Origin of the sequence: Flavobacterium sp. NRK1, from assembly GCF_024054175.1 — a bacterium.
In the GTDB taxonomy this organism is placed as follows: domain Bacteria; phylum Bacteroidota; class Bacteroidia; order Flavobacteriales; family Flavobacteriaceae; genus Flavobacterium.
In genome coordinates this window covers 2,398,564-2,412,245 of sequence record NZ_JAMXLA010000001.1, presented here as the reverse complement: position 1 = coordinate 2,412,245, position 13,682 = coordinate 2,398,564, and the positions used below count along the sequence as shown (strand labels likewise).

Genomic DNA, 13,682 nt, shown 5'->3' with positions numbered 1-13,682 from the left:
ATTAATCCCTTAAGCATTTTTACGATGTTAGAAGAAAAGAATGATAACCTGCATGAAGCAGATGGAGAACAATTAAACGAAGTAAACGGCACCTTACAGACCGATTACTCTACTGAAAACGACACTATTGAAGATGGTGAGGTACCTGTAGTTCATGAAACCGAAGGCCAGCTGCCTTTTGCGCCTAAAGAAATACTGGAAGCAGCAAAAGTAGCCGATGAGCCGGAAAGTGATGATGATAATGATGCTGTTACAGCCATTGAAGACAAAACTACTGAAACACCATCATCTACAGAAAAAAAAGAACGCAGTGCCGTTGATTCTATAGATGAAAGTAATGCCGAAGAAGGCGAAGACGACTCGCTAACTGACAGGCACGATATACCCATGCTTAATTATGAGGAGCTCTCAATGGAAGAACTTACAGATGAGCTGGAGAAACTTACTGCTGTAGAAAAAGTAATGTCTGTTAAAGACCATATAGAAGAAATAAGAAAAGAATTTTACTCTAAATACAATCATTTTATTGAGGAGAAGAAAGATGAATACAGCCACGACAACAATGGCGACACTTCTGATTTTGAATATCACTATCCTTTAAAAAATAAATTCGACACCTTATACAATCAGTATAGAGACAGAAAAAACAGCCATTTTAAAAAATTACAGACAGATCTTAAAGGCAATCTTGAAAACAGGCTTGCTATTATTGAAGAACTGAAAAATCTTGTTGATGGCGACGAAAATATTAAAGACTCACTTAAACATGTAAGCGAACTTCGCGATCGCTGGAAAAATGCAGGGCCTATTCCGCGTGACAAATACAACCATGTTTGGAATAACTTCCATTTTCATATTGAACGTTTTTATGACCATCTTCATCTTGACAGAGAAGCAAGGGATATGGACTTTAAACATAATCTTGAGCAAAAGCAAAAAATTATTGCACGTGTAGAGGAACTTGTTGAAGAAGAAGATGTAAACAAGGCTTTTCGTGAACTACAGGCTCTTCATAAGATATGGAAAGAAGAAATCGGGCCTGTATCAAGAGAACATCGTGAAGAAATATGGAATCGTTTTAGCGAACTTACAAAGCAACTTCATGACAAGCGTGAAGCCCTTGTAGCAAAAAGCAAGGAAAAAGAAGAAGAGAACCTTGCTAAAAAGAACGACATTATTGCCCAGATAAATGCTATTGCTGAAGAAAAAATAACAGCACATAATGCATGGCAGGGACAAATAGATCGCATTGAAGCTTTAAGGGAACAGTTCTTTAAAGCAGGAAAAGTGCCTCTTGAAGTAAATGAAGAAACCTGGGCAGCATTTAAAGCTGCTGTAAGAAACTTTAATACGGTTAAGAACTCTTTTTATAAAGACATTAAAAAAGACCAGCAGGAAAACCTTAATAAAAAACTGGCTCTTGTAGAAAAAGCCCAGTCACTGCAGGATAGTGAAGATTTTAACGCCACAACACCTGTAATGAAACAAATACAGGATGAATGGAAAACCATAGGCCACGTTCCAAGAAAATATTCTGACAGCGTATGGAAAGATTTCAAAGCAGCTTGCAACCATTATTTCGACAGGCTTCACGCACAACGCAATGAAGCAAATAAAGAAGAACTTGAAGCTTTTGATAAGAAAAAAGAATATCTTGAAAACCTGAAAGAATTTGAACTTACCGGCGATCACAAAACCGATCTGGATGCAATTAAAAAGCATATAGAAAACTGGAAAGGATTAGGACGTGTTCCTCAGGCAAGAAGACATATAGAAGGCAAATTCAATAAGATACTTGATGCACTGTTTGACAAGCTTAGCCTCTCTAAGAAAGAAACAGATATGGTAAGGTTTAATAACCGCTTAGAACAGCTTGCTGAAGGTGATGATACCAGAAGACTGGAAAATGAGCAACTGTTTATTATGCGTAAAATTGACGAGGTACAGGGAGAAATATTCCAGCTTGAGAATAACATCCAGTTCATTTCAAATGCTAAAGGAGATAATCCTCTTGTAAAAGAAGTACAAAAAAATATAGAGCGCCATAAAGAAGACCTTAAGACGTGGAGAGAAAAACTTAAACAGATAAGAAGCCTTAAACAACAATAGGCATTACTTATATATAACGATAGACCATCCTTAACAGGATGGTTTTTTTTATTTCTATAATTTAATATTCAGCCATACGCTTAACGTTATATTCTCTGATTATGAGATTCGGTTTATAGCAGGGGATTATATCAGAAAAAATATTAAGTATAAAAAAAGAGGGCCCGGTAACCAACACCAGACCCCCTTATGAACTAAAAACTATTACTCTGTTACTGTTTTACAATTTTAAATGAAGCAGTTGCACCATTTGCAGCATTTACCTGCAGTATGTAAGTTGCCTGTGGTAATGAAGAAACATTTACCTGTACAGTATTTGCATTTACAGACTGACGCATAACCTGCTGTCCTAATAGGTTAACCACTGATATTTCAGTAAGAGTATCTTTACCTTCAACAGTAAGTACATCTGTTGCAGGATTAGGATACACTACTACATTTTTCAATTCAAATGATTCAGTTCCCAGTAATACAGTTGCTTCTATAGCAAGTATTTCACTGCTACATGCTCCAATTGATTGAGAAGCACCATACGTATTACCTGAAATCAGAGGTGTTGCAGCAGGAATACTAATCCATGCATCTTCATCTAATACAAACCATTCTACAATTGCATCTGCAACAAACTCTACGTCAAGATCAGCTACGGTAGCTCCTTCTTCAAATTCCTGCTCTGCATCACCTACAGGCATATCCGGAATAGCCGAAACAACAACCTCAACTTCCACAACCTGGCTTTCACAACCTTCAAAAGACTGAGAAACAGTATAAGTACCTGAAACAAGAGCATCGGTTGATGATACTAAGTTTCCTTCAGGAGAATACCAGTTTACAGTGTAAGTTTCAGTTTCTCCAGCTGTCAGGTCAGAAACAAAAGCTTCACCACAGAAAGACTGAACTGCAAAAGGAGTTGGCATAGCAGTTGTTGTTAAAGCAACATTTACAGCTAATCTTCCGCCTTCGCATCCATTAACTGTTTGAGAAACATAGAAAGTTCCCGCAGACACTTCTCCTTCAAGATCAACTAAAGTAGATCCGTCTAACGTAGTGTACCAGTTAAAATCAGCACCTTCTTCGCCTTCAACTGTTAATTCTGAGAACATTGTTCCTGAACATACAACAAAATTTTCAGCGGTTGGCACCGGTACAATAGTGTGAGTTACCTCAACAGCAACTCTTTCGCTTTCGCAAATACTTATATTCTGAGATACATAGTACGTACCTTCTGACAATACCTCTTCTGAAGATAACGGAGTTGTTGCCGTTTCGCTTGCATACCAGTTAGCCGTAGCACCTTCTGATAATTCAATTGAAAGATCAGCCACTGTTGCCCCCATACAAACCGCCTGATTTGCCGCTATAGGAGCATCAATTACTGCATTAACATTTACCTGCACAGGTACCCTGTCACTTTCGCAATCATTAAGTTTCTGAGAAACATAATAAATACCGGTCTCCAGCGCTGTATCTGCACCTAATGCAGTTGCTGAATCTTCACTTGCGTACCACTTGATTGTAGCTCCTTCCGAAGCTGTAGCAGTTAAATCTGCTGCTGTAGCACCATTACAAAATTCCTGATCTGCTGCTTCAGGAGCAGTAACATTATTTATAGTAACCTCAACTGCTGCTCTTGAGCTTTCACATGTACCAAGTGTTTGAGTTACATAATAAGTACCAGAAGTTACAGCCATATCTTCAGCAAGTTGTTCATCATCACTTTCAGATGCATACCATTTATATGTAGCAACCGGACTGCCTCCCGCCTCTAAATCGGCAACAGTAGCACCCGAACATAATTCCTGAGGGAAGGTAGTTGGAGCAACGATAGTTGACACAGCTATATTTACAGCTACTCTTACACTTTCGCAATCGCCTAAAGACTGAGATACATAGTAAGTACCAGTACCTAATACTGTTGCAGTATCTAAAGTTTCAGTAGCAGTTGCACTGGCATACCATTGTACTGTAGTATCTTCTTCAGTAGTAACCTGAATATCAGCTACAGTAGAACCTTCGCCTGCACAAAATATTTGAGAAGCTGCTACAGGAGCAGGAGTTGTATTAATAGTCACTGCTACGGTAGCCCTTGCACTTTCACAACCATTAACTGTTTGAGAAACATAATAGTTACCTGTCTCCAGAGCAGTAGTTGCTGCTAAAGCCGTACCTCCCGTTAAGGCTGTATACCACTGAATATTTTCTCCACTTGTAGTTTCAAGATCAGAAATAACAGTACCTCCACATAGTGTTTGTGCTACCGCTGTAGGTAGCGGCGTAGGATCTAAAGTTACAGCTATTGCAGCAGAACGCGGACTTTCACAAGTACCAACAGTCTGACTAACATAATAAGTACCAACTGCAATTGGCGTTGCAGGATCTATCGCCTCACCACCTGTTGGATCTGCATACCAGTTATATACTGCCCCAACGATACCATCGGCAGAAAGATCTGCAAATGTAGCTGTAGGACATAAATTTTGTGCTGCCCCTGTAGGAGCATCCGGAGTTGTACAGCTATCAAGCGCATAAGTTACAATTACCTTCCAAGTATTGTTATCTACTTTATTATAAGTATTATTACAGCCTGACCCTCCAAAAGTCCTCCACGCTCTTAATTCAAACTCAACGCTTCCCGTAAGGTCATTCGCAATAGCTATACCTGAACGGTTGTAATTAAATGTCCCCCCGTTACCGCTTCCTGCTGATAATGATGCCTCTTTAAGGCCGGTTGTATTACAAACGAGTAAAGAACGTTGTTCGCTCATCCAACCATTACTTGCAGTAGTCATAATATATGATGTGCCAACCGAAGCAATTTTATATCCTGGAGGTACACTAACAGTCATTACACCAGGACAGGTAGTAGTTGAATTTGTAGAAACTGTAGAAGAATCTTCATATAGAGTATTAATCTCTCCTCCTGTGTAAGTATATGTTATCTGACCCGGAGTAAAAGTACCTGTTTGCCAAAACCCTTTTACACCACCACAATTAGAACGTATCCAGCAGTAATAGGTCTGGCCCGGTAAAAGACCAGTAAGTGTTTTTGTGTTAGTACCTGCTGCAACATTGCCTGTTGGTGTAGTAGTTGCTGTTGGTGCAGTTGCACTTGTACTAATATAATAATCATATCCGTCTGAAGGAACAATTGAAGGCGCTGTCCAGTTAATTACAGCTCCATCCATTGTAGATGTATAAGTAATAGCGGTAGGTGCAGGGCAACTTGTATAAGCATCAGCTGAGAAAGCAAATACATTTACTACTTCACCACCCGTAGAAGTTTTGGTTATTTGTACACTTTGAATTGGTTTTGACTGATTTGCAGTAGATATCGCTAACGGTATCTGGTACATTCTTGGATTTGTAGTGTTTGGCTCCAAAGCATTAGTGGTTCTGTTAACACGTCCAATACCCTGTATTGCATAGTTACTGCCTCCAAACCAGTCAGCAACAGCAACACCAGTGAATGTTTGGCTTGTTGCATCAGAAAAGTTTACAACAGCAGTAACAGTACCTGCTCCACTGCCTGTAACAGCAAGCATATAAAGTGTATTAACCGCCAAAGGTGTGGCAAAAGTGATTGTTCCTGTTGGAGCAGTAGTTGGTAGCCTTAATGAGTTATTACCTGTTAAAGGTGCTAACTGATACGTTAAGCCAGGCGTACTGCCTACTGCAGAAGCAATAAATCCGTTTGCAGGAACACCGTAAGTAATGGGAGTAGCTGAAGCTGTGGCCTGAAAACCAACAGCTACATAATTGTAATTAACACCATCAATATCGATAGTGGTTGAAGAAATTACAGAACCAACGCCATCGGCAATAACGTCGGCATTCAGCCCCGTGGAAATGGGCATTTGTTGATAATTTTGTGCCTTGAGCACATTAAATGATAATGTGGCAAAAAGACACCCTAATAGATAAGGTAATTTTTTTAACATGAAAGTAAATTTAGGTTAACATAATTTTTAGAAATTTAAGAATTAAATATTTAATTTCATGAGAATTTGTGATTTTTAAAGATATATAACAAAAAACACCGAATTAGTTACACGTTAGGCACTAATTCGGTGTTTTAATAAATTTTATAACTTAGTAAAAAGTTAATTATCTAATATACTGACGTTTAATTTATTTGAATTATAAATTTAAAATATTGATATTTTAATATAAATTAGATTAGATAATTTTTAAAAAAAGAAAATTAAATTTTAAAAAATTAAAGAATATTTAGTTTCAGAGCTTTTTAGCTTCATTCCAAAACACATCCATTTCAGCCAGTGTCATATCTGCTAAAGGTTTCCCCAATTCTGAAGCTTTACTTTCAAGATACATAAAACGCTTAATGAACTTTTTATTGGTACGTTCTAAAGCGTCTTCGGGGTTTATGTTTAAAAAACGGGCATAATTGATCATAGAGAAAATTACGTCGCCAAATTCAGCTTCTATTTTATCCTGATCGCCCTTTTTAACCTCGTCCTGAAATTCTTCAATTTCTTCCTGCACTTTATCCCATACCTGATGTGGCTCTTCCCAATCAAAACCTACTCCTTTTACCTTATCCTGTATACGGCTCGCCTTAACAAGGGCGGGCAGGCTTTTCGGCACCCCTTCAAGCACTGATTTTTTACCTTCTTTAAGTTTAAGCTTTTCCCAGTTTTGCTTTACCTCCTCTTCATTTTCCACTACAACATCACCATAAATATGAGGGTGACGATGAATTAGCTTTTCACATATTTCGTTAGCAACATCTCCTATATCAAAATCTTCAGTTTCGCTGCCTATTTTGGCATAAAAAACAATGTGTAGTAGTATATCGCCAAGCTCTTTTTTAATTTCCTGCAAATCATTATCAAGAATAGCGTCACCAAGTTCGTACGTTTCCTCTATCGTAAGGTGCCGAAGGCTTTGGAGTGTTTGTTTTTTATCCCAAGGACATTTTTGGCGGAGGTCATCCATTATATCAAGAAGCCTGTTAAAAGCGTCTAACTGTTGCTGGCGTGTATTCATTGTTTTTATTGTAAAAATAAAAAATCCTGCCACTTGAATAACAAATGGCAGGATAAATTATATAACTAAGTCCTTATTATTCTTCGGTCTTAACTTCTTCCTCCTTAACAGGAGCTTCTGCAGCGGCAGGCTCATCTTTAGAAACAAGTCCTTTTGCCTGAAGCATATTGTACCAGTTAAGTATTTTTTTAATATCAGAAGCATAAACTCTGTCTTCGTCAAATTCAGGAAGTACTTCCCTGAAATAAGACTCAAGTTTTGCATTGTCTTCTTTGTGTGAAAGCGCCGGGCCGTTATCTTCTTTAGCCGCTATCGCACGGAATACTTCTGAAAGGCGGATCTCTCCGTCATAAGTATAAACTGATATTTCTGAAAGAAGGCTTACATTACTTCTTAAACCTACTGTTACTTTTTTTCCATCTATTAGAGATTCTGCAACAAATCCGGTACGGGTTTGTAGTTTAAGCTCATATAGTCCCGGTTTTCCTGAAATGGATAATATTTTCTCGATGCTCATTGTTTATTTTTTTTAAGGGAAGGCAAATATCTAATCTTTGCGATAAAAAACAAAAATTATCTGCCTTTTTTGGCAACAAATTTCATTTTATAATCAGGTCTTGTTTTACCTTCCATTATATTTTGTAATTTCTTTTTAATAAGAGTTTTTTTCAGAGATGATATTTTGTCGGTAAACAATATACCTTCTATATGATCATACTCATGCTGAATTACCCTTGCAATGAGACCGTCATAAACATCTGTATGCTTATTAAAGTCTTCATCATAATATTCTATGGTAATTCTTTCCTGGCGGTATACATCTTCTCGAACATCAGGAATGCTAAGGCAGCCTTCATTAAAGCCCCACTCCTCTCCTTCTTCTTTAAGAATAACAGCATTTATAAAAGTCTTTTTAAAATCTTTTAGTTGTTCCTGTTCTTCTTTAGACAGATCTTCATCATCACTAAACGGACTTGTATCTATAATGAACAAACGGATAGACAAGCCTACCTGAGGTGCAGCCAGCCCTACCCCATAAGCATTATACATCGTCTCGTACATGTTTGCAATAACCTCTTTAAGGTTAGGATGATTTTGGTTTACATCAACTCCCTTTTTCCTTAACACCGGGTCACCATATCCAACAATTGGTAATATCATATTCGTAGTGCTTTTATAATTAGCCATATTACAGCAAAACTGCAATTTTCAGACCGCAAAAGTAATAAATTAAAATGATTTGCCATTGTCAGTTTAAATCCTAAAATTTTGTGAGAATTGCCGACACAGCATTAAAAATGATTTAAGCATTCCTTACCTTTACCATTCAGTTTAGTATTTATGCTCCAAAGGATACGTAGTTTTACAGACAGTACTAATTTCACCAGAGCCGTTATTGTTACGTTTGCTGCTGCGCTGCCGGCAATTGTATTATCACGCTTAGGCTTTTTTAATGTAGGATTTGCTGTTGCTCTGGGTGCTTTTTTAACCTATCCGGCAGATATTCCAAGTAATTTACTCCACCGCACCAAAGGTCTGTTAATAGCCTCACTTATTGTTTCCGGATGTGTGCTGATAGTAAATATACTGCATCCCTATCCGTTGATATTCTATCCCATAACCTTTGCTCTTGTTTTTTTCCTTTCTATGATATCGGTTTATGGGCAGCGTGCCACAATGGTTTCCTTTTCAGGGTTACTTGCAACTACTTTAGCTACAGGGCATATACATACAGGCTGGGAAATACCCGAATATGTTGCCTACACTCTTGCAGGCGGATTATTGTACACTCTTATTTCTGTAACCTTTAATTATCTTAGCCCAAACCGTTATACAGAATTACAGATAGCCCAATGTATGCGCCTTACTTCTAAATATATGAAATTGAGGGGCGATTTGTGGAATGCTGATGCCGACAGGGCTGCTATTATAGAAAAACAACTTAATTTACAGGTAGAAATCAATCTTACCCATGAGAATCTGCGCGAGGTATTGATTCGGAACCGGTCTAATACCGAAAACTCTAACCGCAGCCGTAAAATGCTTTTGGTATTTACTTCTCTTATGGAAATACTCGAGCTGGCTATGTCAACATCTTTTGATCATAACACTATACATCAAAAATTCAGTGCACATCCAAAAGTGCTTGATAAATACCAAAACTTAGCCTATAACCTTGCCTCTACCCTTAAAAAAATATGTAAAAGCCTTGAAAATAAAAAAACATACATAACACAACATAATCTTTCTAATGATCTGGAAGGCCTCGAAAAAGCTATTTCAGAATATGAAAAAGAATTAGGAAAAGAAGCCGCATCTGAAGGAGTATGGATGTTATCAAATATGCTGCATTATGCAGAAAGACAGATTGAAAAAATAAAAACCATTGAAAGGGCTTTTACAACTAAAACCAGTCTTAAAGACATAAAAGGAAGAGATAAAGACCTTGAAAAATTCCTTACGCCCGAATATTATCCTTTTCATACCTTAAAAGAAAACCTTAGCTTCTCATCTACTATATTCAGGCATTCACTAAGGTTAACGCTGGCTATAGCGGCAGGAACGTCAATGGGGTTATTATTTCCATTGCAAAATGTGTACTGGATATTACTTACCATAGTAGTAATTATGCGCCCCGGCTACGGACTCACAAAGCAACGTTCTTATCAGCGTATTATAGGCACCATAACAGGCGGTATTATTGCATTTATTTTTCTGAGTTTTGTGCACCATGCTGTTATCATAGGTACTTTAGCAATTATATGCATGATAATGGGCTTTGCCTTTACAGCTATTAACTACAGAATAGGCGCTACCTTTGTTACTATTTATGTGATTTTTGTGTACAGTATGCTTACGCCTGACATATCTCATGTGATACAGTACCGTATTTTAGATACTGCTATTGGAGCAGGTATTGCATTTGCGGCCAATTATTTTCTATGGCCATCCTGGGAGTTTTTAAATCTGCCTGCTTACATAAATAAATCTATTGAGGCAAATAGAAATTACCTGGCAGAAATATCATTGTACTACAACCAAAAAGGTACTGTAACAACCTCATACAGGTTAGCCCGAAAAAATGCATTTGTAGAACTTGGCAATCTTATGTCGTCTTACCAGCGTATGATGAATGAACCCAAATCAAAACAAAAGCAGCATACCCAGGTTTATAAACTTGCAGTTCTTAATTATACTTTATTATCGTCATTAGCATCGCTGGGAACTTATATTCAGTCGCATAAAACTTATAAAGCTTCGGAAGCCTTTAATGTAGTTGTAAACACTGTTATAAAAAACCTTAACCTAGCCATAGCCCTGCTTAATATGGATGCACAAGCTGAACAGGCACATTTGGCCGACAATGAAGAACTCGCACTCCGTTTTACAGAACTTAAAAATATTCGTGCCCGCGAACTCAGGGAAGCCCATATAACCGAAGAAGAAGAATTCAGGCTTAAAATGGAAGAAGCACAACTGGTTATAGAGCAATTAGTGTGGCTTTCCGGCTTATCGGAAAAAATTGTAAAAGCAGCCCGACAACTGGAACTAAAAGGGTAAAAAAATCCCGACAAAAAAATTGCCGGGACAGGTATATAAAAATTAGTTGGATGGTTTATTTCGGATAAATAAATTCTACGCCCATATCTTTCATTTTTTTTACATCTTTTTCAGCGATAACATCTTTTCCTGCAATCGCTTTAAAAATAAGATACTCGTTCTCTGTCACATTGCCTTTTTTATATTCTTTATGAATCATTTTTTTTATATCCTTGCGATACCTGTTTTTACGCAGTGCAAATACTATTGAAAAATTAGGCATATCATATTTACCTGCATACTTCTCAATTTTATTGAATGACGGATATCCATATTTATCCGTTAAAGCCAACAGGTTTTTTGCATTTACATTATATACCCTATCTATAAATGCTGACCATCCCTGTGGTATATCCTTTTCAACATACACTTCCAGATAACTTAGTATATCGGCAGATGAAAATACACATGTGCCCACTATATTTCTTTGATAATAATACAAAAAGGTCTGATTGCTTTTAATCCTTTCCTCTTCAGTCATTAAATAATAATTTGCAATACAAGCATCAAGATGATGCATTAGCTCAAGCTTATTATATATTTCACATGCTTCTCTGGCGAATAAAGAATCTTTTTCTGACTGGCTAAATCCGCAAAATGAAAACAGAAATACAATAAAAAAAATCGCCCTTTTCATCACAAAGGAGTTTTGGAAATATTCAATTCTATATCTTTTCTTTTAAGTTTCTCAATATCCTTTTTGGTAATTACGCTTTTTCTTTCAAGTACAAATTTATAATAGTCATAATCTCTTTGAGGCATATTACCAATCTTCTTTTCCTGTTTTATAAGCTTTTTAATAATTTTATCATGACTTTTGGATCGCATAACAAAAACAATAACTGCGTTTGTTCTATCTGTATTGTTAATATTTACATCCATTCTGTCATAAGAAAGATATCCATATTTCTCTGTCATTACAATATACTCACTTATGTTTTTTTCATATACAGCTTCCATAAAACCTTTCCAGTTTAACGGAGAAAACAGTCCAAGATATTCTTTAATATTAAGGGAAGTGGGATTATTTTTAAGAATAGTATCAGAGTAAAAGAAAGAAAATGCTTTATCGCTTTTAATACGCTCCTCTTTTGTTTTTTTCCAATATTCAGTACTGCATCTGTCAAGATAAAACATTAGGTCGAGCTTTTCCTTTATTTTTTCTTTATCTGAAAGAAGCAATGAGTCCTTAATTTTCTGGCTAAAGCCAAAACATGGTAGTAATAGAAAAATTATAAGTACTATTTTTTTCATTATAACTATAATTTTCTACAATAATATACAAAAAAAACTGAAATCAGTTACGGAAAACCGTAAAACAGGCAAAAAAAAACCGCTATAACAGAATTGTTATAACGGCTAAATGTATAATTAAATAATTTTAATTACTTTTTAAATGGCCTTCAAGCCCGAGTACTTTATGAGAATGTTGCCTTACTTCATCAAGCAGCTCCGGGTTGCTGTTTAGTGATTTCCCATAAGATGGTATCATGCTTTTTAATTTTTGTTTCCAGGCTTCAGTTTTCATTTGTTCACTAAAGCATCGATCCATAAGTTCAAGCATAATAGATACTGCCGTACTCGCTCCCGGAGAAGCTCCTAAAAGCACAGCAAGGGTACCATCTGCACTATTTATCACTTCAGTACCAAATTCAAGTTTACCACCTTCTTTTTCATCTTTCTTAATAACCTGAACGCGCTGTCCTGCAGTTTCCAGTACCCAGTCTTCTTTTTTAGCATCCGGAAGATATTCCCTAAGAGCTTCCATCCTGTCATCCTGAGATTGTGTTACCTGCTGTATAAGATATTTGGTAAGCGACATATTATGGTAGCCTGCCGCGATCATAGGTCCTATATTGTTTGCGCGTATAGATGTAGGTAGGTCCAGATAAGACCCCTGTTTCAGGAATTTAGTACTAAAACCGGCATAAGGGCCAAACAGTAACTCTTTTTTACCATTTATCATACGGGTATCTATATGTGGTACCGACATTGGCGGTGCACCTACAGATGCTTTACCATATACTTTTGCATTGTGTTTGGCAATAACTTCTTCGTTAATACATTTAAGCCATTGCCCGCTTACCGGAAATCCGCCAAAACCATCCCCTTCAGGGATATCGGCCTTTTCCAGCAGGTGCAGCGAACCTCCTCCGGCACCAATAAAAACAAACTTGCCATAAACACGTTTCTTATCGCCCGTGGCAAGGTCTTTTATCTTAAGCTTCCATTTGGGTGATTTAGCCGAACGCCTCATATTTCTTACTTCATGCTCAAAATACAGATTAACTCCCGGTTGCTTGCCAAGCCATGAAAACATATCTCTGGTAAGCTCGCCAAAGTTAACATCAGTACCTATTGGCATATTTGTAGCAGCAACAGACTCTTTATCATTACGCCCTTCCATTACAAGCGGCATCCATGATTTTAAGATAGCCTTATCTTCTGCATATTCCATACCCTGAAAAATAGGGTATTTGGTAAGTGCCTCAAAACGTTTTTTAAGGTATTCTACATTGTCTTTACCCCATACAAAGCTCATGTGCGGAATACTCCTAACAAAATCTTCAGGATTAGTAATAAGGTCTTTTTCTACAAGATAAGCCCAAAATTGCTTAGACACTTCAAAAGATTCAGCTATTTTAACTGCCTTGGATGTATCTATAGTACCATTTGGCAATTCGGGAGTATAGTTTAGCTCACAAAAGGCAGAATGCCCTGTACCTGCATTATTCCATGCATCAGAGCTTTCGGCTGCGGCTACATCAAGCCTTTCGTAAATATCAATTTTCACTTCAGGCATGAGTTCCTTTAAGAACATACCCAGTGTGGCGCTCATAATTCCTGCGCCAATCAGAACCACATCTGGTTCATGTTTTATAGTTGTGGACATTGTGTAAATTTGATTACTGCAAATTTACTTTGAATAACTCAAAATTTTATCTTAAATCCCCGTGAAAAGGCGT

General features: G+C 37.1%; 9 protein-coding genes. 2 read left to right on the top strand and 7 right to left on the bottom strand.

Features of this window, described 5'->3' with window-relative positions; translation table 11 throughout:
• The first annotated feature begins 24 nt into the window (after positions 1–24).
• Positions 25–2,109, top strand: coding sequence for a DUF349 domain-containing protein (locus NHE85_RS11030; RefSeq protein ID WP_252812083.1), 2,085 nt, complete (start codon positions 25–27; stop codon positions 2,107–2,109).
• A gap of 212 nt (positions 2,110–2,321) precedes the next feature.
• On the opposite strand, the gene NHE85_RS11025 is transcribed toward NHE85_RS11030, so the two are convergent.
• From NHE85_RS11025 to def, 4 genes are all read right to left on the bottom strand, one after another.
• On the bottom strand, positions 2,322–5,963 hold the full coding sequence (locus NHE85_RS11025) for a T9SS type A sorting domain-containing protein (RefSeq protein ID WP_252812082.1): 3,642 nt from the start codon (positions 5,961–5,963) through the stop codon (positions 2,322–2,324).
• Positions 5,964–6,342: 379 nt separating this feature from the next.
• A complete protein-coding gene (gene mazG, locus NHE85_RS11020) occupies positions 6,343–7,116 on the bottom strand; it encodes a nucleoside triphosphate pyrophosphohydrolase (RefSeq protein WP_252812081.1) in 774 nt (257 codons plus the stop codon).
• Positions 7,117–7,192: 76 nt separating this feature from the next.
• On the bottom strand, positions 7,193–7,633 hold the full coding sequence (locus NHE85_RS11015; RefSeq protein ID WP_252812080.1) for a DUF5606 domain-containing protein: 441 nt from the start codon (positions 7,631–7,633) through the stop codon (positions 7,193–7,195).
• A 56-nt stretch (positions 7,634–7,689) separates the two neighbouring features.
• Positions 7,690–8,277 (bottom strand): peptide deformylase, encoded by a 588-nt coding sequence (gene def / locus NHE85_RS11010; protein ID WP_252812079.1) that lies wholly within the window; start codon positions 8,275–8,277, stop codon positions 7,690–7,692.
• Between the two features lie 180 nt (positions 8,278–8,457).
• Here def and NHE85_RS11005 point away from each other — a divergent pair, with 180 nt between their 5' ends.
• Entirely contained in the window at positions 8,458–10,677 is a 2,220-nt protein-coding gene (locus NHE85_RS11005; protein ID WP_252812078.1) for an FUSC family membrane protein, read from the top strand.
• Between the two features lie 55 nt (positions 10,678–10,732).
• Here NHE85_RS11005 and NHE85_RS11000 read toward each other — a convergent pair whose 3' ends face one another.
• From NHE85_RS11000 to NHE85_RS10990, 3 genes are all read right to left on the bottom strand, one after another.
• Positions 10,733–11,353 carry a hypothetical protein gene (locus NHE85_RS11000; protein ID WP_252812077.1) on the bottom strand — a complete coding sequence of 207 codons (621 nt, stop codon included), beginning with the start codon at positions 11,351–11,353 and terminating at the stop codon, positions 10,733–10,735.
• A complete protein-coding gene (locus tag NHE85_RS10995) occupies positions 11,353–11,970 on the bottom strand; it encodes a hypothetical protein (RefSeq protein ID WP_252812076.1) in 618 nt (205 codons plus the stop codon). Before NHE85_RS10995 ends, NHE85_RS11000 begins: the two co-directional genes overlap by 1 nt.
• Before the next feature lie 127 nt (positions 11,971–12,097).
• Entirely contained in the window at positions 12,098–13,609 is a 1,512-nt protein-coding gene (locus NHE85_RS10990) for a malate:quinone oxidoreductase (protein ID WP_252812075.1), read from the bottom strand.
• Positions 13,610–13,682: the final 73 nt, after the last annotated feature.

Bases quoted from the DNA above. Each gene is read 5' to 3' on its own strand.
- NHE85_RS11025 (WP_252812082.1), bottom strand. From the start codon at position 5,963: ATGCCCATTTCCACGGGGCTGAATGCCGACGTTATTGCCGATGGCGTT.
- NHE85_RS11005 (WP_252812078.1), top strand. From the start codon at position 8,458: ATGCTCCAAAGGATACGTAGTTTTACAGACAGTACTAATTTCACCAGA.
- NHE85_RS10990 (WP_252812075.1), bottom strand. From the start codon at position 13,609: ATGTCCACAACTATAAAACATGAACCAGATGTGGTTCTGATTGGCGCA.
- def (WP_252812079.1), bottom strand. From the start codon at position 8,277: ATGATATTACCAATTGTTGGATATGGTGACCCGGTGTTAAGGAAAAAG.
- NHE85_RS10995 (WP_252812076.1), bottom strand. From the start codon at position 11,970: ATGAAAAAAATAGTACTTATAATTTTTCTATTACTACCATGTTTTGGC.
- NHE85_RS11000 (WP_252812077.1), bottom strand. From the start codon at position 11,353: ATGAAAAGGGCGATTTTTTTTATTGTATTTCTGTTTTCATTTTGCGGA.
- NHE85_RS11015 (WP_252812080.1), bottom strand. From the start codon at position 7,633: ATGAGCATCGAGAAAATATTATCCATTTCAGGAAAACCGGGACTATAT.
- mazG (WP_252812081.1), bottom strand. From the start codon at position 7,116: ATGAATACACGCCAGCAACAGTTAGACGCTTTTAACAGGCTTCTTGAT.
- NHE85_RS11030 (WP_252812083.1), top strand. From the start codon at position 25: ATGTTAGAAGAAAAGAATGATAACCTGCATGAAGCAGATGGAGAACAA.